The organism is Paenibacillus sp. LT-B23, from assembly GCF_059417685.1.
This window is the reverse complement of sequence record NZ_JBSQBM010000003.1, coordinates 138,406-162,646: the sequence shown is the minus strand read 5'-3', so window position 1 is coordinate 162,646 and position 24,241 is coordinate 138,406. Positions and strand designations below refer to the sequence as shown.

Annotated in this window: 18 protein-coding genes; 3 read left to right on the top strand and 15 right to left on the bottom strand. The window is 49.4% G+C overall.

Translation table 11 applies throughout. The features are described 5' to 3' along the window. Positions 1–82: 82 nt before the first annotated feature. Entirely contained in the window at positions 83–1,114 is a 1,032-nt protein-coding gene (locus ACWXW9_RS05575; protein WP_187644880.1) for an FUSC family protein, read from the bottom strand. 187 nt (positions 1,115–1,301) lie between these two features. Here ACWXW9_RS05575 and ACWXW9_RS05570 point away from each other — a divergent pair, with 187 nt between their 5' ends. Together ACWXW9_RS05570 and ACWXW9_RS05565 are read left to right on the top strand one after the other, a co-directional pair. Continuing rightward, the gene (locus ACWXW9_RS05570) at positions 1,302–2,621 is read left to right on the top strand and encodes an MFS transporter (protein ID WP_494928634.1); all 1,320 of its coding nucleotides are present in this window, start codon (positions 1,302–1,304) and stop codon (positions 2,619–2,621) included. A 94-nt stretch (positions 2,622–2,715) separates the two neighbouring features. Further along, positions 2,716–3,885 (top strand): glycosyltransferase family 4 protein, encoded by a 1,170-nt coding sequence (locus ACWXW9_RS05565; protein WP_494928633.1) that lies wholly within the window; start codon positions 2,716–2,718, stop codon positions 3,883–3,885. Between the two features lie 133 nt (positions 3,886–4,018). Here ACWXW9_RS05565 and ACWXW9_RS05560 read toward each other — a convergent pair whose 3' ends face one another. The 13 genes from ACWXW9_RS05560 to ACWXW9_RS05500 all read right to left on the bottom strand — a co-directional run bounded on the left by ACWXW9_RS05560 (position 4,019) and on the right by ACWXW9_RS05500 (position 21,364). Next, the gene (locus ACWXW9_RS05560) at positions 4,019–4,651 is read right to left on the bottom strand and encodes a DUF2238 domain-containing protein (protein ID WP_494928632.1); all 633 of its coding nucleotides are present in this window, start codon (positions 4,649–4,651) and stop codon (positions 4,019–4,021) included. A 27-nt stretch (positions 4,652–4,678) separates the two neighbouring features. Beyond that, entirely contained in the window at positions 4,679–4,882 is a 204-nt protein-coding gene (locus ACWXW9_RS05555) for a YwbE family protein (RefSeq protein WP_013309792.1), read from the bottom strand. A 63-nt stretch (positions 4,883–4,945) separates the two neighbouring features. Further along, a complete protein-coding gene (locus ACWXW9_RS05550) occupies positions 4,946–5,686 on the bottom strand; it encodes a DUF1361 domain-containing protein (RefSeq protein WP_494928631.1) in 741 nt (246 codons plus the stop codon). 186 nt (positions 5,687–5,872) lie between these two features. Continuing rightward, positions 5,873–7,624, bottom strand: coding sequence for a hypothetical protein (locus ACWXW9_RS05545; protein WP_494928630.1), 1,752 nt, complete (start codon positions 7,622–7,624; stop codon positions 5,873–5,875). 33 nt (positions 7,625–7,657) lie between these two features. After that, the gene (locus ACWXW9_RS05540) at positions 7,658–8,620 is read right to left on the bottom strand and encodes a sugar phosphate isomerase/epimerase family protein (protein WP_494928629.1); all 963 of its coding nucleotides are present in this window, start codon (positions 8,618–8,620) and stop codon (positions 7,658–7,660) included. Then, positions 8,617–9,489 carry a carbohydrate ABC transporter permease gene (locus ACWXW9_RS05535; protein ID WP_494928628.1) on the bottom strand — a complete coding sequence of 291 codons (873 nt, stop codon included), beginning with the start codon at positions 9,487–9,489 and terminating at the stop codon, positions 8,617–8,619. Before ACWXW9_RS05535 ends, ACWXW9_RS05540 begins: the two co-directional genes overlap by 4 nt. A 22-nt stretch (positions 9,490–9,511) precedes the next feature. Then, positions 9,512–10,414, bottom strand: coding sequence for an ABC transporter permease (locus ACWXW9_RS05530; protein ID WP_494928627.1), 903 nt, complete (start codon positions 10,412–10,414; stop codon positions 9,512–9,514). 30 nt (positions 10,415–10,444) lie between these two features. Further along, positions 10,445–12,052 carry an extracellular solute-binding protein gene (locus ACWXW9_RS05525; protein ID WP_494928626.1) on the bottom strand — a complete coding sequence of 536 codons (1,608 nt, stop codon included), beginning with the start codon at positions 12,050–12,052 and terminating at the stop codon, positions 10,445–10,447. 391 nt (positions 12,053–12,443) lie between these two features. Beyond that, positions 12,444–13,655 (bottom strand): MFS transporter, encoded by a 1,212-nt coding sequence (locus ACWXW9_RS05520; RefSeq protein WP_494928625.1) that lies wholly within the window; start codon positions 13,653–13,655, stop codon positions 12,444–12,446. Continuing rightward, a complete protein-coding gene (locus tag ACWXW9_RS05515) occupies positions 13,634–14,722 on the bottom strand; it encodes an ROK family protein (RefSeq protein WP_494928624.1) in 1,089 nt (362 codons plus the stop codon). Before ACWXW9_RS05515 ends, ACWXW9_RS05520 begins: the two co-directional genes overlap by 22 nt. A 189-nt stretch (positions 14,723–14,911) precedes the next feature. After that, entirely contained in the window at positions 14,912–17,185 is a 2,274-nt protein-coding gene (locus ACWXW9_RS05510; protein ID WP_494928623.1) for a helix-turn-helix transcriptional regulator, read from the bottom strand. A 350-nt stretch (positions 17,186–17,535) separates the two neighbouring features. After that, positions 17,536–20,088, bottom strand: coding sequence for a beta-mannosidase (locus ACWXW9_RS05505; RefSeq protein WP_494928622.1), 2,553 nt, complete (start codon positions 20,086–20,088; stop codon positions 17,536–17,538). 208 nt (positions 20,089–20,296) lie between these two features. Then, positions 20,297–21,364: a LacI family DNA-binding transcriptional regulator gene (locus ACWXW9_RS05500; RefSeq protein ID WP_494928621.1), complete on the bottom strand. Its 1,068-nt coding sequence runs from the start codon at positions 21,362–21,364 to the stop codon at positions 20,297–20,299. Positions 21,365–21,646: 282 nt separating this feature from the next. On the opposite strand from ACWXW9_RS05500, the gene ACWXW9_RS05495 reads away from it, so the two are divergent. Further along, the gene (locus ACWXW9_RS05495; protein WP_494928620.1) at positions 21,647–23,338 is read left to right on the top strand and encodes an ABC transporter substrate-binding protein; all 1,692 of its coding nucleotides are present in this window, start codon (positions 21,647–21,649) and stop codon (positions 23,336–23,338) included. Between the two features lie 360 nt (positions 23,339–23,698). On the opposite strand, the gene ACWXW9_RS05490 is transcribed toward ACWXW9_RS05495, so the two are convergent. Continuing rightward, positions 23,699–24,082 carry a winged helix-turn-helix transcriptional regulator gene (locus ACWXW9_RS05490; protein ID WP_494928619.1) on the bottom strand — a complete coding sequence of 128 codons (384 nt, stop codon included), beginning with the start codon at positions 24,080–24,082 and terminating at the stop codon, positions 23,699–23,701. Between the last annotated feature and the right edge of the window lie 159 nt (positions 24,083–24,241).

The window sequence follows — 24,241 nt, the reverse complement described above, 5'->3', positions numbered from 1 at the left end:
TTTATGCCTTTTTATATACGCAAAAAGCGGTCGTCCATCTGTATAGATGAATACGACCGCTTTTTGCTTTTTTATACATTCGCTACTTGCTCTCTTCCACAGGATGAATATGATCCGCCAATCTGCTCAACCGCTCCAGTTGATGACCATAGTCATACATTGCAGCAGCTACAATCGACAGTCTCAGCATTCCCTCCTGACAGTGGTCAAAACGGGTAATCGCATGCTTCATAAATTCTCCGTTCGCCTGCTGGAACATTTCGCTTTCTTCCTCGTTCGGTTTCAGCTTATCCTCGAATTTTAGCAGCGCATGTTCATGGAACCGGATCAGCAGCTCCAGATGACTATCAAAAAATGCATCCGTTCCCTTCGGTCGTAAGGACTGGAAGTAGTGCCTTTCCACCGCGTCCAGTACCTCATATCCTTTGTGCAAACTTCCGAGCATTTGCTTGTATACCACCATCTGCCTCGTCTGACTGAACCGGGAGCGCTTGAGCTTCTTCTGCTCTTCCTCGAACAAATGATATTTATCCGATAGCGATTTTATGGCTCCCTCCAGATTGCCTTTTTCCTCTTTAAAGACAGACTCCTTAATCTCATCGGAAATGGCGGTGCGCAGCAGCAAGGACATACTGTTAAATACACTTTGAATCTGATTGATAAACTGCCTTTTCGGTTTCGGGGGAAAAACAGTAACATTAATGACAAAAGCAGAAACAATCCCGATTAAAGTGAGCACAAAACGGGTCACCGCAAATTTCCAGTCCCCGGAAGCTTCCATTACAGAAACAACGGTAACGAGTGTCAAACCTACCGTATCAGCCATATTTATTTTCAGACATATCATTAGTACCAGTACACATACCAATCCGACCGCAATCGGTTCATTTGAAAATACCATTCCGCCCAGCAACGCCATGATTGCACCCAGTGTGCTTGTTTGGAGTTGATCCAGAAAATAACGCCACGACCTGTATATCGACGGTTGCATGGCAAAAATAGCGGCTATCGCTGCACCCACAGGCGAATGGGTATTCAAGAGCGTGCTCAAAAAAAGGGCGAGCGTCACTGCGATTCCCGTTTTTAACACCCGTGCTCCAAAAGCCAAAGCCATCCCTCCTGCTTACCCTTCAAATTTATTCATACCGAATTACTATAATGAAATTTCAAGACAAAGTCTATGCTTTATTATTACCCAAAAAAATCGGAGACAAGGAATATTTATGGAATGCACAGATCCTGCTAGAATACATATCAACAGCATCAACTTATCTGCATCAACGTCACAGGAGGATCGCATCGTGTCATGGATTAGCAAAATGTTAGACGAGCCTCGAAAGTGGCCACGTAATATCCGATTGTTTTTTATCGCCAATCTGCTGTACCAGATGGGTACGGGGATGTTTTCCGTACTGTATAACCTGTATATCCAGGGGCTTGGCTTCGGGGATGACATGAACGGCCGGGTAGTGAGCATGCAGGCGCTGGCTACAGCCTTGCTGTTTATTCCGGTCGGTTTTTTAGGGGATCGGACGAGCCGCAAACACATGCTGGTCATCGGAGCGCTATTTAGCGGTGTTGCCTTTCTCATCCGTACCTTTACGGATACCAGTGGCAATATGCTGGTTTTCGCCGTCGTTTCGGGTGTATTTGCCGCCTTTATTCAGGTGCTGGCTGTACCCTTTTTGGCGGAAAGCATAAGCAAAGCCCAGCGCTTGAAGATATTCAGCTATTACTCGGCTCTTGTACTCGCGGCACAGGTCATAGGGAGCTTTGGCGGTGGTGTGCTTGCGGATGGACTGCAAACGTGGGGGATCACACAGCTTTCCAGTCTGCGGGTCGCCCTGTTTCTCGGAGGAACGGCAACATTGACCGCTTTTATTCCTCTATTGTTCATGACAAAAGCCTCTCACGTCGAAGAAAATGTGCACCTTGCCAAATCGACACCTGAACCGGTAACAGCGGATATGGCGGAATCCACGCCCGCTTTACCAGTAGCACCTGCTCCTGCTGCTTCCGATACCCGGGTTATCGGACAATTTGTTCTTGCCCAGTTTTTTCTCGGGTTGGGCTCAGGTCTGGTCATCCCGTATCTCAATTTATATTTTACGAACCGCTTTTCCGTATCGCTCAGCGCGATGAGTTTGCTGATTGCTCTCGGTCAGCTCATGACTATACTCTCCATGCTGATCGGCCCTACGCTTGGCAGCCGGATCGGACTGGTTAAGGCTGTCGTGGGCTTTCAACTGCTCTCACTCCCGTTTCTTCTGATTACCGGCTTCACCAATGTCCTCTGGATTGCTTCCATCAGCTTTCTGTTCAGGCAAGCGTTGATGAATGCGGCCAATCCGCTGCAAACCGCCATTCTGGTGGAACGTGTATCGGATAAAAACCGGGGCATTGCCAACTCGGTTCTCCAGACGACCTGGATGCTCGGAACCGCAGGCATGGGACCTGTACAAGCCTATCTGGTTACGACCTACGGCAATTACTGGGGCTATGCCATCACGTTCAGCATGACAGGTGTGTTCTATATTTTGTCCTCCCTCGTCTACTATTGGATGTTCCGAGAAAACCGCCCGTCCGCGGGTCAGCTTTTACAAAACCCGGCAAGCCCGTAAACAAAATCATGGCACAATAAAAGCCGGAGCCTCCAAGCGGACTCTCCCTGGAACGTCATAGGATAAATGAGAATGGCGGAGGAGGAATGAAGGCATGCTTCGAGTCGCATTATTTACGGACACGTATGCGCCTGACGTAAATGGCGCTGCCCTGACACTGGAACGATGGATTGGCTATCTGGAGAAACATGGGGTATCTACGCTCGTCTTCGCACCGGAGGCAGACCATCATCTGCCCTCCGGGCCGGGTGTAGAACGGTTTCGGAGCATCCCTTTTTTGTTGTACCGTGAATGCAGACTGGCGATCCCCAACGCCAAGCAGATTAACGACCGTCTGACCGCATTTTCCCCGCACCTGATTCATGTCGCTACCCCGTTTAACCTTGGCCTGTACGGAACAAGCTACGCAGCCAAACACCATATTCCACTCGTCGCCTCATATCATACCCACTTTGATAAATACCTCGAATATTACAAGCTTCGCTGGCTTGAACCTGCCTTATGGAAATACATGCTCTGGTTTCACAGACATTGTGAACGAGTGTACGTGCCCTCTCGGTCAACGATGGAGTTATTGCGCAATAAAGGAATGAGTCAACTCGAAATCTGGGGCCGGGGCATTGATACCCAACGCTTCCAACCGAAAGTGGATCGTCACGAAGTATGGAGAAAATGGGGCGTTCGTGCAGACGCTTTCGTGATTTTATATGTCGGCAGACTTGCACCGGAAAAGGGAATAGACACCCTACTGGACGCCTATCTCCAGTTGCCGGACGATGTCCGGGCAGAATCTGTGCTGGTCATTGCGGGAGACGGACCACTGTACAGGGTCAAAACAGCAGCGGACATGGGGGTGCCTGAGCATGCAGTCCATTGGCTTGGCTTTGTGAAAGGACAGGAATTAGCGGAGCTATACGCCGCAGCGGATGTATTCCTGTTTCCCTCCACTACGGAAACATTCGGCAACGTCGTGCTGGAGGCCATGGCGAGCGGAACACCCGTGGTCGGTGCCGATGAAGGCGGGGTAAAGGATAATCTCATCCATGGGAAGACGGGCTTACTGTGTCCTGCTGGAGATGCCCCTGCCTTTGCCGAAGCTGTGCAACTGTTGTACAAAGACGGCCCGCTTCGCGATTCTATGTCCGTGGCGGGCAGAGCGTACAGTCTGGAGCAGACGTGGGACCGCATTTTCGAACGGCTGCTGGACAGCTACATCGATACAGCGACCTTACATCTCGGCAGCCGCCCTATGACGCATATATAGCCCCATAAACTGCGGATCTCAGGATACATCAAAGGGTGGTTAGAAAATGCTTTAGCACGCATTCTGTGACCACCCTCCACTATCATTACAGCTTTATATCGTCCAGCAATAATCTCTAATAGAAAGGAACCTGCTAATGTCTGAGCTGTTTCAGCAGCCTGTTATGTACTCCGCTTAACAGAATCACGGCTGTCAGGGCACCAATCAAAGCAAGAAGCATATCCCATTGGGTATCCCATATATCTCCTTGGGTTCCCAAAAAGGCTTCTGCGGCCGTTCCAGTCGCCTTTGCTACGGCAAACTCAATCAGCTCATACGCTGCACTAATCGCAAGGCATACACTAACCGTGAGAAAGGTCAGCCAACCTCCGCTTCCCAAGGTCGTTTTACGCAGCAATACTTCTCTGACAATAAGCGCAGGCACAAAGCCTTGCACAAAATGACCAAGTCGGTCGTAATAGTTACGCTCCAGCCCGAAGGTATCCCGAATCCAGTTGAACAGGGGCATTTCCGCATAGGTATAATGCCCGCCGACAATCAGAATGAGCGCATGCAGCCACATCAGGGTATACACCAGATTCGTAAACCGGAATTGGCGGTAAACCGCCACCAGCAGACCCGCTCCCAAAATCGCCGGGAGAACTTCCAGTACCCAGGTAAAATGATCCGCCGGATGGATAAAGGACCAGATGAGAACAATCACCAGTAATACAAGCAAAACAAACGGATAGCGATCATGTTGCGACCTTGCCGTTGCCTGATTCATACGTCATTCCCCCTCAACCCGCGGTCTCTATCCTTCATTGGTTACGATATGTTTGACACGCCCAACCTGTCCGTCTGCCAAACGCACTTTAATTCCATGCGGATGACGCGGAGAATTGGTCAAAATATCCTTCACCGTTCCTCGCGTCAGCTTTCCGGTAGGCTGATCTTTTTTAAGCACAATATCCACCTGAAGCCCTGCGCGAATATCTGATCGGTTCTGTCCGTTCATTGTCTCCATTCCTCCTTTCTATTCAAGCTTATGAAGCTACTCAGCCACTTGGTCGTATGGACATCACCAGTTACGCCATTCATCCCGACGGCTGTTGCCGATCCAAACCACGCACATCGTGGATACATAGCTAATGAACAAAATAGCGAATACCATCCCACTAAACTCCACAAAATGAGCACGCTGCAGGGTATCTGCCCATATGGAGGATACCTGCGCATATAACTGGGAAGGCGCAGATATAATATCCCATGTGTTCCCCCGAAAGAAACGACCGATATAAATGCCCAAGCTACTTAGCAGCAGTACAGCCAGCACAAACAGCCAGCTTACAAACCCGCCGCGTGCACGCTGTACCAACTGTCGTACAGATTCGAGCGATACAAATCCCATCGTCAGCCCAAGGACAGCAACCAACAGCATCCCCAGTACATGATTCCAGAAATACGGCTCTCCCCAAAAGCGTTGCTCCCCGAGAAAAGGATATCTCGCGAACACATGCAGCAAATCTGTGATTAAATACGGTGTGTTAGGATAAAAAAAGAACCATACCGCTCCCGTTATCCAGAGCAAAAATGTTCTCGTTCCCCGCCGCCAGGAACTATAAATCACATCAAGCAGCAGCGTTAAAAGCATCGGAATCCAGGCCAGCATCATATTCCACCAAATAAAAAGATAAGGGCGGCCTCCCGAGGGCAGCCGCACGTTAATGATCCACAAGGTGCTTATCACTGAGCATACGGCCAATACAATAAAAACATACCCTTTTACAGGATAATTCAACGATCTTAAACGGGCATACATAAGTGTCTTTCCCTCCTTTGCAACCGTCTATCCTTCCTGACGTTCCAATTTACACCTGTTCTGGACAGTGTACACCACAATCGCTTCAAGCTCAATGGAAGCGCTCCATTCAGCATGGCTCAAGACACCAAAAAGCACCTGTTTCCGAGACTGACCTCATCCCCGGAAACAGGTGCTCATCGTAGCTCAAACTTCACTCACTGGCAAAGGAGACATACGGATCGTGATCGTCTGATCGAACGGAGCCATCCAATTAACTAGCAATGTGTGACAATCCACAGGGTGAGCAGCCCCCCGAACCGAAGTAGCCGAATGCTCCATCGCTGTTCCTGTCAGCTCTAACCATGCATTTCCCGATTCATAGCGCACCATACCGCCAGTCCAGCATTGCACCGCTTCATTAACCAGCCTGTATTCCCCGCAAGTGAATTTTCCTTCACGTCCAAAAACAAATAAAATCTGTGTCATGCAATCCACCGGACCTTCTGAACGAAAACGAAGCGTCCACACATCCTCCTGACGATCCACATCGACCCGGATTTCATGCTTCTGTTCATGGGTTAGTGGCCGTTTGTGATGCGGGAGCAAATACCACGGACTGATTTCCTCCTGCGAGGTAGGCGGCAGATCAGCGGCAGCAACAGGCCCGTAATAGCCCTTGGCCTGCTGACCCGATAGCGTCCATCCGGTTTCATGCGCAGTCAGCTCCTGCATAGGCACGAAGCCTGGCGAGAAATACGAAGCTGCCTGAACCGCCAGCAGACGTGCATCTCCATGCCGCAACGACAGGAACGATGAAGCCTCGGTCATGAGTGTCGCACTGGTATCCTCCTGCCGATATCGAGCAACCGGAGCTCCAAAGTCTGTATGCAGCCTGCTGTGATAAATGTGCTGATGATGCCCTGCCTCATCCATCCGGCTCAGATAGCCAGCCCTCGGAAAACCTCCGTTCAGCAGCTTGTTATAGGTGACAGGTAATGCAGCAGGCAATATTTTGCGGGTTTGCAAACGTGGCTCCAGCAAAAAGCGCACAGCCGCATTAATCGGAGCACCGCCCGGATGATCCGTTACCTGAACAGCGGCGACAGCCATCGCTTCGAATATAGCATCCTCATCCTCGGTAGCCAGCATGGCATACGGGAGAAGATAGGAGGATAAATTCATCATCACGCCGAAGTCCTGTCTTCCCGAATATTCTGTGACCACTTCCCCATCGGGATGGACAAGGTACACCATCATGTGCAAATTGCGCCGTACCGGCTCCAGCAGCTCCGGCAGCTTCAATAAACGGGCGGCATGAATCAGCATAATATCGCTGACGGCATTATAAATTCCGTTGCTGCGCTCCGTCCATTCGCCATCCGGCGTTTCGTCCAGCCCTTCTGCCAGCCACATACCGGCCCGGGCGAGCGCCTCGGGTAGATCAAACAGCTCATGCAGGAAGCCCAGAGCAGCGCACAGCACCCAGCGGTGATTCGGCGTATGGCAACCTCCGGTCAGCATGACTGGAATCGTCCGCTCCAGAAACAGGCGGATCGCGTCAGTCACCCGGCACAGCTCCAGCCAGTCGTCACCGATCAGCAACTGGTAGACCTGAGCAAAGCCTACCACCACGAACGCCGTATCTGGCGGCGAATGAAAATTGGTCCAGCCCGGCGAAATAGAACCGTCCTCATGCTGTACACGCAGCATGTACTGTGCCGCCAGCTCCAGCCGGATCAGCACATCCTCATTCCGGTAATAGGCGGAATCCGGATTGACGAGCGCTGCTGCCCAGATTGCCATTGCCGCAGGAGTGCCGACCGAATGATTAGGCCAGGCAATCCCGTTCTCATCATCGGTCACCCCACCGTAATAACGGCTGTCGACATCCAGCACCTGATGGTCCATGCCCGGTTTCACCCAGGCATCGTTGACCGCTACAATTTTACTGTACATTCCCTCAACCCCTGTGATATGCATAATCGTTGATCATCCTTGCGTCTGAAGTTTAGCTATCTTGCTTGTCAGCAACTCATGGCTGCGTTCAATGTCCTCTGGCTGGCATGCTGCTTTCAGTTCATACACCTTGATTGGCGCCTGCCGGATGATCTGAACGAAACGATCGAAGAACTCCAAATCGCCGCTATGAATATACGGGCACCAATGATCGGATAATCCTATCGTTTCATGGATGTGGACACCGAGAATATAATCGATCATTTCATTGGCTTCCTTGGCATTATCGTACAACCCCATCCGGTCCATGATCATGCCGTGTCCAATGTCATACCACAGATATACGGGTGCACCCTTCAAATCGTCTATGATCGTCTTGGCCTCCTGTAAGGTAGGCATCTGATAGCAGCGTGAACGCGTTTCAATACCAATCGCTACATCATAGCCCTTGGAGGCAATACGGTCACATACCTCTTCCAAACTGTCGCGGATACGTTGTACATAATGCCCACTCAGCGCATTCCGCCGTTCCAGCATTTGTGCCCACAGCGCTTGATAAGCTGCCGAATCCCTGCCCTGCTCACGATAAATCACTTCCAACTCACCGCTGATATCGTAAGGAAACGGAACCTCTCCAGGATGCACAACCACCGCCTTTGCACCATAACGATGCGCATATTCCGCAGATTGTAACAGCAGCTCTATCGCGCGTTTTCGCTTCGTCTCATCATCAAACCCGAGCAGAACGGAATCCATACCGTAATCCGGGTCGGTCGTATGTGGAAATGTATTATGCACACTCGATATGCCGATTTCTCCCCGTTCAATCATAGGCTCGATTGTCGTCAGCATTTCCCGGGTAATGTTATAATTCAGCTCCACCCGGCCAAAGCCCAGCTCGCGGATTTCCTCCACAAGCTCTCGGCCGACTTTATGCTTTTTTATATTCCAACAGGTGGAAAAGGAGTATTCCCCCTTCGCCTTCATCGTCATCATCCTTTCACTGCTCCAAGCATCACGCCGCTTACAAAATACCTTTGCAGCCAAGGATAAACAAGCAGGATCGGAACCGTTGCGAAAATGACACTCGCCGCCTTCAGCCCTTCAGGTGTAATTCTCGCACCGCTCGCTCCTTCCAGCCTCGACAGCTCGGATACCATGTTATTTTGAATCATTTGATACAGCTTGAGCTGCAACGGGAACAAATCCGGGTTTTGGATATACATCAGCGTATCCTGAAACCCATTCCAGCGCCCCACACCGTAAAACAGACTTAATGTCGCCAGCACAGGCAGGGATAGCGGAAGCACAATCCGAATCAAAGTGCCAAATTGACTGCTGCCATCAATCTCTGCCGCTTCTCCCAAGCTCTCTGGAATCCCATTAAAGAAGGAAATCAGAATAATCAGATAAAACGGGCTGATCAGACCTGGTAAAATAAGGGACCCCATATTATTCAGCAAATGCAGATCGCGCACCAGAATGTATTCTGGAATGATGCCGCCACTGAAAAACATCGTCACCACAATAATAAACATAATCGTTTTGCGGCCCTTTAAATTTTTCTTCGTTAACGGATATGCAGCTATCACCGTCATGAGCATACTCAGTACCGTCGTGATCACAGTCAGCATGACCGTAAAACCGAGCGAACGAATCATGCTCAGATCGGAGAAAACCTTCCCGTACGCCTTCAGATTGAACTCAACCGGGAACAGGGTAACTTCTCCGGACGTAATAGCCCGGTTTGAGCTGAAGGAAATAGACAAAATATGAATAAACGGGGCCAAACACAGCAGTACAGCCACAGCCACCAATAGGGTGGTTACGATATCAAAGGTGCGGTTCGCAGTACGTTCACTCATCAGGTGTCAACTCCTTTACCACTTACAAAATACTTTCATCCGTCAGCTTCTTGGAAGCATAGTTCGCGCCCAGTACGAAGATCAGACCGACCACCGCTTGAAACAGCCCCACCACCGTTGCCAGCGTATATTGCCCGGATTCCATTCCGATACGATATACAAACGTACTTAATACATCGGAATAATCCCGAACCGCCACGTTGCCAATAACATAAGGACGATCAAAGCCAATGGTGATCATATTGCCCAGATTAATGATGAGCAGCGTAGCAATCGTCGTTTTCATACCTGGGATCGTAATGTGCCAAATTCTTTTCATGCGCCCTGCGCCATCTACCTCAGCGGCCTCGAACAACTCCCGGTTAATTCCGGTCAGCGCAGCCAGGTACAAAATTGTTCCCCAGCCTGCACTTTGCCACACACCCGTAAGCAGATAGGTGATCACCCAATCATTTTTATCCGTCAAAAAAGGAATCGCCTGAAATCCGAGCGAGGTCAGCACATTGTTGATCATGCCGGACTGCGTACCAAATACCTGGTACACAATCCCGCCGATAATTACCCACGAGATAAAATGGGGAATGTACAAAATCGTCTGCGACAGCTTCTTGAACCAGACTACTTTCATTTCATAGAGTAAAATCGCCAGGACCAAGGGTGCCGGAAAAGATACCAGCAGATCAAGCAGATTCAGCACGATGGTATTCCGCAGTGTTCTATAAAAATCGTCCATGCGAAATACTTCCCGAAACGCGTCAAATCCGATCCATTCACTTCCGGTAATTCCCTGAAAAAAGTTGAAATCCTTAAATGCAATCTGCACGCCCCACATCGGGCCATATTTGAATACAATAAAGTAGACCAAGGGCAGCACAAGCAACGCGTATAATTGCCAATATCTGCGGAAGTAAACGTTCCCTTTCATGCGCTGTCTCCTCCTTTACATTCCGCCTTCTTACTTGCCTGTCATGGCCTTGTAAGCCTCGGTGCGCTCATCCAGTATCGCCTGACCGCCGCTTGCCATATAATCCTTCAATGCCGCTTCATAGGTTGCATCAAATTGTGCAGGTGGTGCCATTACCGATTTCACAACCATTTCATCAAACTTGTCCAGCAGCGAGTTGCTGTATTTGGACTCGGATTTGATCGGATGGTCAAATTTCAGCGGAGGTACGGTATCCGTGTTGGAAATATCCATCGCCTTGCGAACATCCTCCTGGAACTGGGACGGCATGCCCAGAATAAAGGCTTGCTTGTTTTTCTCATCATCGCCTGCAATTTTGCCGTTTGCAACGATAACCACATCGCCCTGATTATAGATACGGTCCTGTGCTTCTTGTGTCGGATTTTCCTTGGCAACCGGGATTCCATCTTTCAAGGTATAATTTTCACCCTCTACACCGTTTTGCATATCGAGCAGCACCTTCTCGGAAGACATCCAGTCGAGGTACTTAATCGCCTCAATCGCATGCTCACTGGATTTAGGTACCATAATATAGAGACCATTGGATGCAAATTCCGGCTTGGCATGCTTGCCTTCACTGTTGGTGTACGGGTCCATTGGCGTCAGCTTCGCCTTCGGCTGGTTGGCCAACAGATTTGGATAAGCTGAGTCGTTGTAAAAAATGTTGTCGTAATCTTCGCTGAAAAAGCCGGTATTGCCGCTTTGAATGTCTTGAGTCAGCTGTTTTTTATCCTTATCCAAACCAAAATCCTTACTGATCAAATCTTCATTGTAAAGCTTGTTCATAAACTGAACTCCGTCCTTGAATCCAGGCAGCAGGATCGGATAGTCACGGGAACCCAGCTTTTGAGTCAGCGTATATTTCTGCTCATCCGTCACCGGCTTGATAAAAGACCACAGCAGCGGATCATATTGTCCCGGCTCCATCGTCATCCCCAGTGGAACCACCTTGCCACCAGTCTTGCCGGGGTCTTTTTCCTTGAACGCTTTGAGCGTGTTATATAGTTCGTCTGTCGTTTTAGGGACAGGCATTTTCAGTGTATCGAGCCAATCCTGGCGTATGAAGGAAGAATATTTCCCTAAAATAGTGCGCTTGCCCGGAATGGCGAACTGCTTGCCCTCCACCTGACCGTAGCTCAGCGTATCTTCACCGAGGAATTTTTTGAGATTCGGGCCGTACTCATTCAGCAGTGGGGTCAAGTCTGTCAGTCCGCCCTGCTCCGCGTACCGCTCAAAAGTGCCGGAATCGTAAGTGAATACGATATCAGGTACATCGCCGCCACTCGCCATCAGGACATTCAGCTTGGTGACCTCTTCCGAGCGCTGAACAGGCACATATGATAGATCAATATTGTTGGGTTTGCCAAAATTCTCTTTTGCATAACGGGTTAAATAGCTGTCAGTAATGGTGTAGCCTTGAGGTGTGTTGCCTCTGTCAAAAATTTCAACCTTCAATGAACCACCCTTGTCTCCGGTAGCCGTCGAACTTTTATCCGCCTCACCCGACGAGCATCCGCTCAATACAACCGACAGTGCAACTGTAGCTGCAAGCAGCAGACGCAGCTTCTTCAATGTTCCTCCAGCCTTATTTCCTCTCATTCCTGAACACCCCTTTGTCTGCTTTTTCCCGTTCGCCCCTCTTCTTATAAGAAGGTTATGGCATATCATGCATTGGCATGTATCTGTCCGTGTAGGTCCGGGATGTGCCTTAGTATGACATGAGCGTAGGAAAACTGACAATAAACTAGTTTCCCGATCATAAACAGTTTAGATGAAAGCGATTACCAAATACGATAAAACGCTTACTTTTATAAAAGATCACTATTTTCCTGTGGATAAACTATTTTCTCCGTTCGAATAGTGTTAGGTATGTTGACATATAAAGTGACTTAAAAGTTGCTTTTGCACAAAAAAAGCACCCTCCCTCTCATCAGGGTTAGGATGCTCTCTGCGTTTTGTTCATTTTTAACGATGTAGTAGCTTCACTATACTACTCCTGCGCCGAAGTCTCTGATGGAAGACTCATGGATAGCTTGCGCACCTTCTCTGTCTTTCCATCTTTACGGCTGCGTGATACATAAACCATCATTAACGCACCTAAGGTCGCGCTGATCAGACAAGCCAGATTCATTAACTGCGGCCCCCCGGCATGAAGGAGGTATCCATTCAACAGATTACCTACAATGCCCGCCAGTCCGGCGAATACCATATTGAACACGCTTTGTCCGGTGGCCTGCATATCCTTTTCCGTCACATGCGATACATATTCAACGGCCGCAATGTAGAAAAATCCAAACGACAGCCCGTGCAACACCTGCACAGCAATCATAACCGCAGGATCAGGAAATGCCAGTTGAACTCCCCAACGCAGCATATAGGCTACAGCCCCTAGCAAAAGGGTTCTCTCCAGCCCAATCCTGCGAATCACCCGGGAAGCCAGCAGCATGGAGGGCACATTCGTAATGGAAGCAACCAGTAGAGCAACCCCGACCAACCCCGTAGGTCCTCCCGACATTTTAAAAGCCAGTACAAAATAGGTGTTAAATGCGGTCAACGTCTGATTCACTAAAAAGCTGCCACCCAAAAATATTAAAAACGTCCTGTTGCGGATTAATTGACCGATACCGTCAGAAAACGAATTGCGCAACGCCAGATCTTCCTCCGTATTTTTGGGGAGCGCCAGCGCCGTTAGGGCTGCAAGACCATTCAGTACCAAAAAGGGCACCCAAATCATGGACACCGATAGAAGCGACACGAACAGCCCCCCGGCATAACCGCCTACCGCATTACCTATACTCGCCATAAATCGTATGCTGCCGTAGGTCGCTCCTGCCTTTTTCGCTGTCACGATCGCATAGGAATCAGCGATCGGCGCCTGTGTTGCCGTGAATATAGCCATAATCGAATATACAAGCGCCATCAGCACAAAATGCTCCGACTGATAACATACCGCCATTACACCTGGGACAGCCACACTCAAAATAAGCACCAGCCGCATTTGACGATGCTGATCCACAATAATCCCCCAGATCGGCTGAACCAGAATGGATACCAGCGTACCGATCGCCATCAGCGCACCAACACTGGTGCTCGTCAACCCGTTCTGAACCAGCAGTAACGTCAAATACGGGTTAAACATCCCCCCAGCCAAACCAATAAACAAATAAAAGCCTCGCAGCTTCAGCATTTGTGAGCCAACCATCTGGAATCCTCCCTGTTGTTTAGCGTACCGTGCTGCCCAGAATCGTCGCCAGCGCTCCGATGGCCCCGGCTTTCATTACCCAGCCCAGCAGGTACAATGGTACAAGGAATGTCCGTCCATAAGGCTACTCTTTGCCGAATTTCATCCAAATAATACGTGCTCCCTTCAGCCACACCGCCGCCTACAACGATCATTTCCGGATTCAGCAAGCTGATCACATTCGTCAAAGCCATCGCCATATGAGCCAGCGCAGGCTCCAGAATCGTCTGTGCTTCCACATCTCCTTCGGCTGCTGCTTGCAGAACATGTCGCGCCCCAACACGGTCCCGTTGGCCATCCGCCAGCCGTACCATGTGCATACCTGGTATGCCGGATGCGAGGGCCGATTTTACACTGTGCGTTATTGCCGTACCCGACGTTAAAGATTCGAACACACCGAACTCGTCCGTCCCTCTTCGCTCTGCCGCTTGCCGCGCCTGTTCATCACCTGCAATCCAGTAGGCCATTTCCCCAGCTCCGTTGGCGGCTCCCTTGTATAGCTCCCCGTTCAAAATAAGACCACTTCCAATACCTGTGCCTACCGTTACCATCAGCACATGACGTAATCCCCGCGCTGCGCCCAGCCATTGCTCTCCCAACGCAGCCATATTCACATCATTATCCAGCACCAAGCGTCCGCTATAGCGCTGTCCAATGACTGATCGTATACCGCCATATATACCACTGTCATGTGTACTGTCGTGCATGCTCCATTGGAGCGCCGGGGCGTGAGTGATCCTGCCGCTATCGTTATCTACCACACCGGGAAAGCCGATGCCGATTCCTTTTAATTGCTCCAGCGTCAAGCCTTGCTGCTCCAGACAGCTTTCCAGCTCCCCGAACAGACTTTCAAAGAAAAAGGCGGCATCCTTCGTATGAACCGTCGGAATTTTATGCCTCACCACCACTTGCCGTTCCGCTGTACCGATACAGATCAGCGTCTTCGTCCCGCCGACATCAATGCCTGCCGCCCAGCCGGAAGCCTTCGGCTCATCCCCATATTGCTTTTGTACATCTATGTCCGCCATAGCCCATCCTCCGTCATTCCGGTTCGCCCTCATGCCTTCCAATACATCGGCCGTTGACGCCCTGTAGGTTCAAGATATGGACATAAGTATCGCATTTGTCCCCCTGGGCCGCAATAAACTAAATTCCACTCCATAAACCAACACCGTCTGCCCGCCTTTTAACGAATAAAATGCTAAAAAGGCGAGCGCCTAAAGCGCTCCCCCTGTTAATGATGAATCTTCCGGCTTCAATCTCAGCTTGCGATAATCTCCCGGCGTTACGCCAACCACACGCTTAAACACCCGTCCAAAGGTAATCGAATTGGCATAACCGACCTGGGTTGCAATGTGCTGAACCGTCTCTGTAGTGTTACACAGCATTTGCTGGGCATGGTTCATACGCAACCGGGTCAAAAAATCCACGAATTTCATATCAAACTCAGTTTTAAACAAATGACTGGCGTATTTAGGCGACACATCAAAACGTTCGCTCAAATGATTCAAAGATAAATCCGGATTCGTATAATGCTCTTCAATATATTGTTTCATCTCACTGACCATAGCCCGATAGCTCTTGGTTTCACTGGCTGCAACATAAGTCCGGTACACGGTGGTCATGTGCTCCAGCATCAGAGTGTGCATCAGAGCCAGCGAAGGGGCTGATTCGACCTCACCTCTCCACTTTAGCGCCTCCGAACCGTTAAAATAGCGATCCAATGCGCCCGACACGTCCTTCATCTCGCGCATTTCCCGTTCCAGCAGCTCCTGTAGCCACTGAATCACGGTTAAAATATCCCCATCCTTCAACTTGTCCGTTTCCATCGTTGCGAATAGACCCTCCAACTGTCCACGCCAATCATGGCTGGCCAACCGAAAAGAACGGATGGTCTCCGAAATCAGCGGCAGATACGTATATAACGGAATTTCATTGTCCTGCGGAACCTGGTCACTGGTCACAATATCGCGTACCCCGAGCGTTAACCGATACCGAAGGGCAGAAACAGCCGCCAGATAGGAATCCTTAATATACTCCAACTCGTGAGTCTGGCCGCCAATTCCGATGGTGAGCTGTACACCCAGATGACCCTGTAGCCACTCGCAGCCCGTTTGCGCCATCTCTTGCAGCTTCACAGCCAGCAATCCTTCCCCATCACCATCCTCTTTACGCAGCAAAATGGCAATTCTTTCGCGGCTCATCCATTCTGCCCAGCCCTGCCAACCATAAGTGGCTGCAAGCTCCTGCATCACACCAAGCAACGACAGGCTTAGGCGTTGATCTTCACCCACATGCTCATTTGAACTTCTACTACCCGCTTGTGGTCCTTCGGTTGTGTATGGTCGCTCCAGTTCCAGATCATGTAGCTCTACCACCATGACGGCGTAGACACGGATAGCATCTCTCTGGGTACCGTCCATAAAAGGAGACAGATTATCCAAACGCACTGTGGCCGTTTCCATGGTTGTACCTTCCATCAGGTCAAGGAACAATTGCCGTCGCCGAATAAGTACATTAGCGTGCTCTTGCTGTTCATAATCGACCGTTTGCCGAATCAGATTTTGCAGTGCGTGATCAATCATCCACAGTTCATCCTTGTTGGTTCCCTCATCAGGATTGCCCGGCAACTGTTGAATACGCTGCATCATCAGTTGAATCGGTCGGTAATTTCTGCGTGTTACATAGATAATGTAAACTACTGCCAAGACGACAACAGCCAGCCCGAGCACAATCCAAACGTAGGAAATGACAGACACCCACTCGAACAGTTGCCCGGCACGAATGCCGCTTTCGAAGCTCCAGCCCAGTCTAGCCGACGGCAGATGAGTCAATTGTTGTCCGTCTTTCTCCTTTACAGCCTCCCCTGTGTCGGATGCAGACGGGTAGATCGTATATCCACTGCCATCCTTAATCACCAGATAGGAAACCGCCGGATTCGTCATTTGACCGATCATTTGTTCCAACGGATACACACCGATATTGATTACCAGCAGCCCTTGTCCCCCGAACGGCAACGGAAGCCGCTTATGCATCGAAATCACACGATCTGACGTATGTTTGCCCGGCTCCTTCCATTCCCGCACAGGTGACCACTGCCGATCCTCAGATCGCAGTGCCTGCTCGATATACGTATAATCGCCAAATGTCTTGGCATCCTGAAGACCGCTCCTGGTTAGTACCTTTTGATCCTTCATCCTGTAAATATAAATGGAATGTACCAATTCATGATTATCCTTGAGCGCACGCAAGCTTCCTGCCAGTCCATACAACATCGTGCTGCCGCTCTGCGCCTGTCCATTCAAAAAGTAGCTGTAACTCTTATTGGTTTCCGCCTCGCTTAATACGTCCATTTCTACCTTCGTCAGCGACTTTTCCACACTGTCCATCACAAATCCGGTCGTAATCCGATTCGCCTTCCCGGTTTCATTACGCGATATCTCATTCACGATCAGGAAGGATAAAAAAATGAGAATAGACACGGTCAACATAAAAATCGGGAAATAGGAAAAAAGCAATCTCCTGTACCAGCTCTTTCGCATCATATACCCCCTGTCGCCCAATGCTTTCACGGCCCTCTTTATAGAGCTTCGTCCAACAATAAGCATACTCGTGATGTCAGCTTTAATGCGATCTTGATTATACTTTGAACCTATTCTACCAAAATAAGAGGCTGAATAGATAGATTTCTCACAAATATCCGTTAATATTCAATTCAAAAACTCATTTATGTTAAATATATTAACATAATGAAAACGCTATACATATCATCATGAAATCATTTATACAGCAAAAAAGGCTTATCCGCCTAAATGAAGTACGGATAAACCTGAACTGTTCTCTAACCTTGTATCCAATCTACCAATGAACGTACCGTCAGCTTGCCCGGAGAAGCTACCTCAAAAGCCGAGCCCCCCCTGCCCAGAGCCAAAAATTCCACCGTTTTCGGAATACCAGGTGCCAGATCCAGATGATTATCGCTGAAAATGCCTTCCTGCTCCGCTGACAGCCATACATGCCTCGCCAGTACATCCGAGCAAAGTATAAAGCGGCTTCCTCCGCTTCCCTGTACTTCTATCACTTCAATATTCGGCTGTGGCAAATCCATCTCTTTTGTATCAGCAAAATAAACTTCACAGGAAGCCACCTGTTCACCGTTCTCTATCAGACGTGCGACCAGCATATGCTCCGCAGGGTTCTGTCCATTCAGCCATTTGTAGGCAGGCAGTATATGTACCAGCCCCGCTGCGTTAGCTTGCTGCTCTACCTGAATATCCTCTTCATGGATAGTCTTGCTGTCCCGAATCTGCAAAAGCGTCAGCCGCAGCGTGCCCTGAACAGGTTTTAGCGTATCGTTGACAATATGCAGCTCCTTATTGCCCTGATCTGTATCCGCCACGCTCAGCAGCACATCGGCAAAGCTGCGCTTAGCCGTATATTGCAGCGCCTTCCAGCGACCAAAATAGTCCATACTCGACCAGGAGGCAACGGGCCAGCAATCATTCATCTGCCAATACAATGTGCCCATACAGTAAGGCTTGCGACGCCGATGCGCCTCGATGGCCATTTTCATCGCTTCCGCCTGTAAAATCTGACTCATGGGAAGAAAAGCTTTAAAATCCTTCGGCTCCCGCATGTACCGTTCCATATATTCTTTAATCAGGCGATTGCCTGCCCCGTTCTTCTGATGCGCCAACATTACTGTTGATTCCAGCTCCAGCTCATTCTCTTCTGCATAGAAGCGCACGGACTTGTATTCGGGAAAGGACTGAAAGCCATATTCACTCATAAAACGCCCCACATGCACATGGTAATTCTCAAACGGCTCAGATGCGTGCCATACGCCCCAGTAATGAACATCCCCCGCCGTCGAAGACGGATGAGCATGCTGATTTCGGTCACCAGACAGGCCGATCAGTGGAGACGAGGGCCAATATGCCGTCTGCGGGGACCAGATGTGTACCACTTCCGGTAAAATCCGGTGGAAAAGTGTCTCATAATCAGACCACAAGCGCTCTCGCTGCGCTGGCGTATAATCCTTTTTCCAGCCCCAGCCCCCGTTCTCCTCATAATGCGCCCAAGCTGAATCAATCTCATTATTACCGCACCATAACGCGATACATGGATGATTGCGCAGACGCTTGATGTTGTCCTCCGCTTCCTTAGCCACATTGTCCAAAAAAGCTGGATCTCCCGGGTACATACTGCACGCAAACATAAAATCCTGCCATATCAATAAACCGTATTCATCACAAAGCTCGTAAAATACGTCTTCCTCATAAATACCGCCACCCCAGACCCGCAACATGTTCATATGAGAGGCAGCAGCGCTGGCAATCTCATGCCGATACCTCTCCCGTGTCACTTCCGTCGGAAAGCTGTCATTCGGAATATGGTTGGCTCCCTTCGCAAACACCGGAACCCCGTTCAGCTCAAAATAAAAGCCCTCTCCCGCCGCATCCCGTTCACGCACAAGACGAATGGAACGCAAGCCCGTCTTTACCGTTTTTTCCGCGATGACAGTTCCTTCATCCCGGTTCACAAGCTCGGCTGCAAACGTATATAGATGCGGCTCTCCCAGTCCCCGGCACCACCACAGCCTGGGTCGCTCCATATACAACTCCAGCTCCACCGTTTGCCTTCCCTTCAACAGACGAACAGGCTTCAGCCATTCCCTGCCGTCAGCCGAAATACGAAGATCCGCTACCCTGATCTCACCCGCATTTTCGATCTCTGCCACTGCCGTTAGTTTGGCTCCGTCTGCACTGATTTCATCCTGCCGGATAAACAAGTCTCTAACGATAAGACCAGACCATGCCTCCACCCGCCCCTCTCTCCAAATGCCGCTCGTCACCAGCCTCGGTCCCCAATCCCAGCCGTAGTGGTACGGAGCTTTACGTGCGAAAACGCTTACCTTTTTGTCCGCCAAACCACCTGCTTCGGACTGATCATTTGGCGCGGGAAGAGCGTAACCCAATTGCTCCAGCTTGGGTACATCCACAGCTATCGGAGAACGGAACACGATTACCAGCCGATTCTCTCCCTGCTGAACCCATGCCTTCACATCCCGCCTCCATATCCGAAACATATTGTTGGCTGACAAAACGGGATGCCCGTTCACTCGTACCTCCGCATACGTGTCCAAGCCCTCCAGCACCAGTTCTACACATGGGCACTGAAGCTGATCCGCTTTCATTTCAAAACAGGCTTCGTATATCCAGTCCTGTTTGTCAATCCATTGTACCTCCGCCTCGTTCGTTCCGATAAAAGGATCAGGAATTTTGCCATGTCGTAAAAGGTCCGTATGCACACATCCCGGTACTTTCGCGCTAAGCCACTCTTCACCTGATGCGTTCCTAAACCTCCAGTTATACAACCCTGTCACATTGAACATCGTCGCAAGCCTCCCTGTAAGGATGATTGGGAACATCTGAACTCCTCTATAACATAACAAAAATAACATTAAGCTAACAAAATAGTCAAATCGTTTTTTATGACAAAACAAATCGAAAAACAACAAAAAAAAGTCGCCTCGCCCCAAAAGGCTAAAAAGCGACTTTTTATCTTCCCCCGTATGGAGCTCGATCATCTATATCTGGACATCAACTATATTTGATTGTGCTGATTGGGTGTTCATGTTCATCGTTACCCTGACTGAGCCGCGGCGCATACCCCTCCCGTACGACCAGATCTGCATGTAACAGTTTTTTCTCGACAGGCGAATCCGGGTTGGTTATGCGCCATAGCAATTGATCCACCGCACGCATGCCCAACAGTTCCTTATCCACTCTCACCGTAGCATAAATCGGCATCTGGTCGCTCATATCGTCAAAACCGGTCACCCCGCAGCGCCTGGGGACGTCAATTCCCTTTCGTTTGAGCCCATCCACCACATGCCCGGCAGTCACATCATTCACGCATACGAACATCTCCGGCAATTCATCCTCGGTCAGCTTGTCCAATTCCTCGGCAAGCTCCTGCGCTCCCATGCGTAGCAAAGCTCTGTTTTGCTTTAAGGATATTCCTCCAAGCTCCAGTGCGGAGCGAAAAGCTTCCCAGCGTTCATAAAAACTGTGAGCATCGTCGATGTTTCCGACAAATTGAAAGCGGGTATAGCCTCTGCACAGCGCATTTCTCATGAGTTCGCCCATGCACGTGCGGTTATCCGTGAACACCGTATCGCTTAAAAACGCAGAATCCCAATGATCCACCATGACGACCGGAATGCTCATCCGATAAATATTCAGCAATATTGAAGTGGAAATGGACCCCACCGTGATAATGCCCTTGATCGCCTCCGGATTCAGCAAAGAAAACATATCCTCTGTCGAAGGCTCCGTTAACGTGAGCATGTTCATCCCCTTTCGGTTCAGACGCTCGGAAATACCTTCAAACACAGGACCCCAATACCTGGATTCTCTGTTCTGGTGCCGTATATTCGGAAATAACACCAGCACAGTGCCCGACCATTCCCCGGCATCCGTGTCCCGAGGTTCCACCCCCGTTGTCTTTGGATGATTGCGAAAATAGCCCATCTGGGCAGCCAGCTTGACCAACACTGCCCTCGTCTCCTCACTTACTCCGGGCTTGCCGGACAATGCACGCGAAACAGCGAACTTTGAAACGCCCGCCGCATCCGCAATTTCCTGCAACGTTACTTTTCCACGCATCTTCTCACCCAACCCTATTCGGAATCTTTTTTTCTGCCTCTGCCTTTCCAATACATGGGCGTACTAATAAACTGGTATCATCGTAGCACACTTTGTTTTAGATCATCAAACGATAGATTTGCACAAATCCACACCATCCACCAAAATATGTTTGCATAATAAAAAAACAAACACATAACAAATCAACAGAAATGACTTGACGGAAGGCTCGCTATTTCCTACAATTTACTATTGAAAGCACTTACATTATGTAAATCATACTTATAAAGGGGGATTTTGCAGATGTTCAAAAACAGGTCGGTACGACAAGGCTCCATCCTGCTCCTGGCTTTGCTGCTGCTCGTGACAACGGGCTGCGCGAACGGAACAGGCGGTACGGCAGAAAAGGAAAATCCCGATGACACCAGTCCTGTTACACTTACTTTTTTTGGTGGTGACGCCAGCTCCAACTGGAATAATATGAAGGATGCAGTCGGGCAGGAAATCATCAAAAAAACGGGCGTCACACTGAACGGGGAACATGCCGTCAATGGCCGGAGTGAGGAAAAGTTTGCTTTGATGGCTGCCAGCGGAGAATATCCTGATCTGGTCTACCCCAAAAGCGATGTCGGTAAGCTGGTCGATGCCGGGGCACTCATTGACTTAACCGACCTGATTGACAAATACGGCCCCAATATCAAGAAAGTGTACGGAGATTATTTTAACCGTATTAAATATAGCCATGACGACCCTGCCATCTACACGATCCCAACCAATTTGGGCGTAGATCACATCGCATTTGACGCACAAGCCGGGTTCGAAATCCAGCATCAGGCACTTGAGAAGCTCGGCTATCCGAAAATTCGCACTGTTCAGGATTTTGAAAAAGCGCTCAAGGACTATGTCGCCAAATACCCCACCACTAACGGTCAGCCTACCATCCCTCTCTCCCTTGATGCCGAAGATTGGAAAATTCAAATTACCGTAACCAATCCGGCAGTTACCGCTACAGGTGGACCGGATGATGGAGAGTATTATATCGACCCCAAGACGCATAAAGCCATTCTCCACTACAAACGCCCGGAGGAACGGGAATATTTTCGCTGGCTGAATCACATGTACAACGAAGGACTGCTGGATAAAGACACTTTTGTGCAAAAAAGCGATCAATACAAGTCCAAAATCGCCGCAGGTCGTGTGATTGGACTCATCGATCAGGAATGGAACTATCAGGATGCCGAAAACGCACTCAAAGCGTCAGGCAAGGATGAATTTACCTACGCGCATTTTCCAGTCACGTTAAGCGAGAAATATGAGGATCATTCCCTCCAGCCACTCGGCTTTGATGCTGCATACGGGATCGGAATTACAACCTCGTGCAAAAATCCCGTGCGTGCCATCAAGTTTCTGGATTTTCTGGCCTCCGACGAAGGACAAATTTTGCGCAACTGGGGAATCGAAGGCCAGCATTACAATGTAGAGAATGGCAAACGGGTTATTCCGCCCGATGTGCAGCAACGTAAAAACACCGATACTTCCGCTTTTATGAGAGAGTCGGGCATCGGTTTATATTGGATATGGGGACCCCATTACGGTGACAGCATCAAGGACCCTTCCGGTAACTACTATACGACGAACTATCCGGAGATGATTACCGAAAATTACAGCCCGGCCGAAAAAAAATCCCTGCAAGCCTACAATGCTCGAACGTGGAAGGACCTGTTCCCGAACGAAAAAGATTTTCCGGTAAAAGAATGGGGCGCCGCCTACAACATGCCCGTTCCGACCAATACGAACTACAATGTCATTTATCAGAAGTCGCAGGACATTGTGCGCAAACGGATTCCCGAAGCTGTACTCGCCAAGCCGGATCAATTTGATGCTGTCTATGACCGCATGCTCCAAGAGTTGGATCAAGCAGGTGTGCCGAAGGCTGAGGAAATCTACAGCGGACTGATCCAAAACAGGCTCAAGCTGTGGAACGGGGAAAAATAACGATCAAATAAGCTGAACTTAAAAGTTACTTACTGTGCCACTACGCAGTCGGATGGTGCTTCCCATCGCCACCGCCCCCGGATTTCTTGAATAATCATATAACTAGGTAGAAATCCGGGGACAAAAGCGACCGCTTCGCTTGTACAGCACCATTCCGCCTACTCCGTTTTGATGTTTATTTTTCAAGTTCAGTATGTTCGAGTTTTGCTTATATAATGAAAGATTACAGGACTGTCTTGATGATTCCCATGATCCAAATGCCTTGTTCGGAAAGGCCGATCTGACGTGGCTGTTGAAATGTATTCCCCGCCGAGTTCGAAAAGCTGATAAACAAGCCGATGATAAGCACAATCTAAATCTTCACTTACTGTATTTCAGATCATAATTGACTCTTGCCTCTTCTACATGCGAATAATTCGTTCTGCCCCACTGTCTTAATTCTTTCATCGGTAGAAGTAAGGTTTCGCCTAAAGGGGTTAGCGAATATTCCACAGTAGCAGGTACTGTTGGTGTAATATGGCGTTGGACTAGCCCATCCCGCTCCAGCTTTCGTACCGTTTGTGTCAGCATTTTTTTGGAGATGCCCTCGACTCTTCTTGAAATATCCCCGTATCTGATGCGCCCATTCTCCAATGCGTAAATGACGAGCGCCGTCCACTTGTTGGAAATAATCTCGAGAACTCTGCTATAGCCACAACCCGCCAGCGTGATGTCGGGTTGTTTTTTGGTGATTGAAGATGTCAAATCCTATCCCCTCCTATGCACTTAAAAGTACCCTGGACACATTAAAGTGCCTCCTTATGTAAGTTTAGATTTTATATTAAGGTATGTCTATACCTGCCGCTACGGCAGCGTAACCGTCACGAGTGAAGTCAGAGATCTACTTGTAAATTACTCTTCATT

What these genes read in the sequence shown, in the direction of transcription:
- ACWXW9_RS05515 (WP_494928624.1), bottom strand. Translation starts at nt 14,722, where the DNA reads ATGGCGGACATAGATGTACAAAAGCAATATGGGGATGAGCCGAAGGCT.
- ACWXW9_RS05495 (WP_494928620.1), top strand. Translation starts at nt 21,647, where the DNA reads ATGTTCAAAAACAGGTCGGTACGACAAGGCTCCATCCTGCTCCTGGCT.
- ACWXW9_RS05550 (WP_494928631.1), bottom strand. Translation starts at nt 5,686, where the DNA reads ATGTATGCCCGTTTAAGATCGTTGAATTATCCTGTAAAAGGGTATGTT.
- ACWXW9_RS05510 (WP_494928623.1), bottom strand. Translation starts at nt 17,185, where the DNA reads ATGTTGACCGTGTCTATTCTCATTTTTTTATCCTTCCTGATCGTGAAT.
- ACWXW9_RS05500 (WP_494928621.1), bottom strand. Translation starts at nt 21,364, where the DNA reads ATGCGTGGAAAAGTAACGTTGCAGGAAATTGCGGATGCGGCGGGCGTT.
- ACWXW9_RS05575 (WP_187644880.1), bottom strand. Translation starts at nt 1,114, where the DNA reads ATGGCTTTGGCTTTTGGAGCACGGGTGTTAAAAACGGGAATCGCAGTG.
- ACWXW9_RS05560 (WP_494928632.1), bottom strand. Translation starts at nt 4,651, where the DNA reads ATGAATCAGGCAACGGCAAGGTCGCAACATGATCGCTATCCGTTTGTT.
- ACWXW9_RS05525 (WP_494928626.1), bottom strand. Translation starts at nt 12,052, where the DNA reads ATGAGAGGAAATAAGGCTGGAGGAACATTGAAGAAGCTGCGTCTGCTG.
- ACWXW9_RS05535 (WP_494928628.1), bottom strand. Translation starts at nt 9,489, where the DNA reads ATGAGTGAACGTACTGCGAACCGCACCTTTGATATCGTAACCACCCTA.
- ACWXW9_RS05530 (WP_494928627.1), bottom strand. Translation starts at nt 10,414, where the DNA reads ATGAAAGGGAACGTTTACTTCCGCAGATATTGGCAATTATACGCGTTG.
- ACWXW9_RS05565 (WP_494928633.1), top strand. Translation starts at nt 2,716, where the DNA reads ATGCTTCGAGTCGCATTATTTACGGACACGTATGCGCCTGACGTAAAT.
- ACWXW9_RS05555 (WP_013309792.1), bottom strand. Translation starts at nt 4,882, where the DNA reads ATGAACGGACAGAACCGATCAGATATTCGCGCAGGGCTTCAGGTGGAT.
- ACWXW9_RS05520 (WP_494928625.1), bottom strand. Translation starts at nt 13,655, where the DNA reads ATGGTTGGCTCACAAATGCTGAAGCTGCGAGGCTTTTATTTGTTTATT.
- ACWXW9_RS05540 (WP_494928629.1), bottom strand. Translation starts at nt 8,620, where the DNA reads ATGATGACGATGAAGGCGAAGGGGGAATACTCCTTTTCCACCTGTTGG.
- ACWXW9_RS05505 (WP_494928622.1), bottom strand. Translation starts at nt 20,088, where the DNA reads ATGTTCAATGTGACAGGGTTGTATAACTGGAGGTTTAGGAACGCATCA.
- ACWXW9_RS05545 (WP_494928630.1), bottom strand. Translation starts at nt 7,624, where the DNA reads ATGTACAGTAAAATTGTAGCGGTCAACGATGCCTGGGTGAAACCGGGC.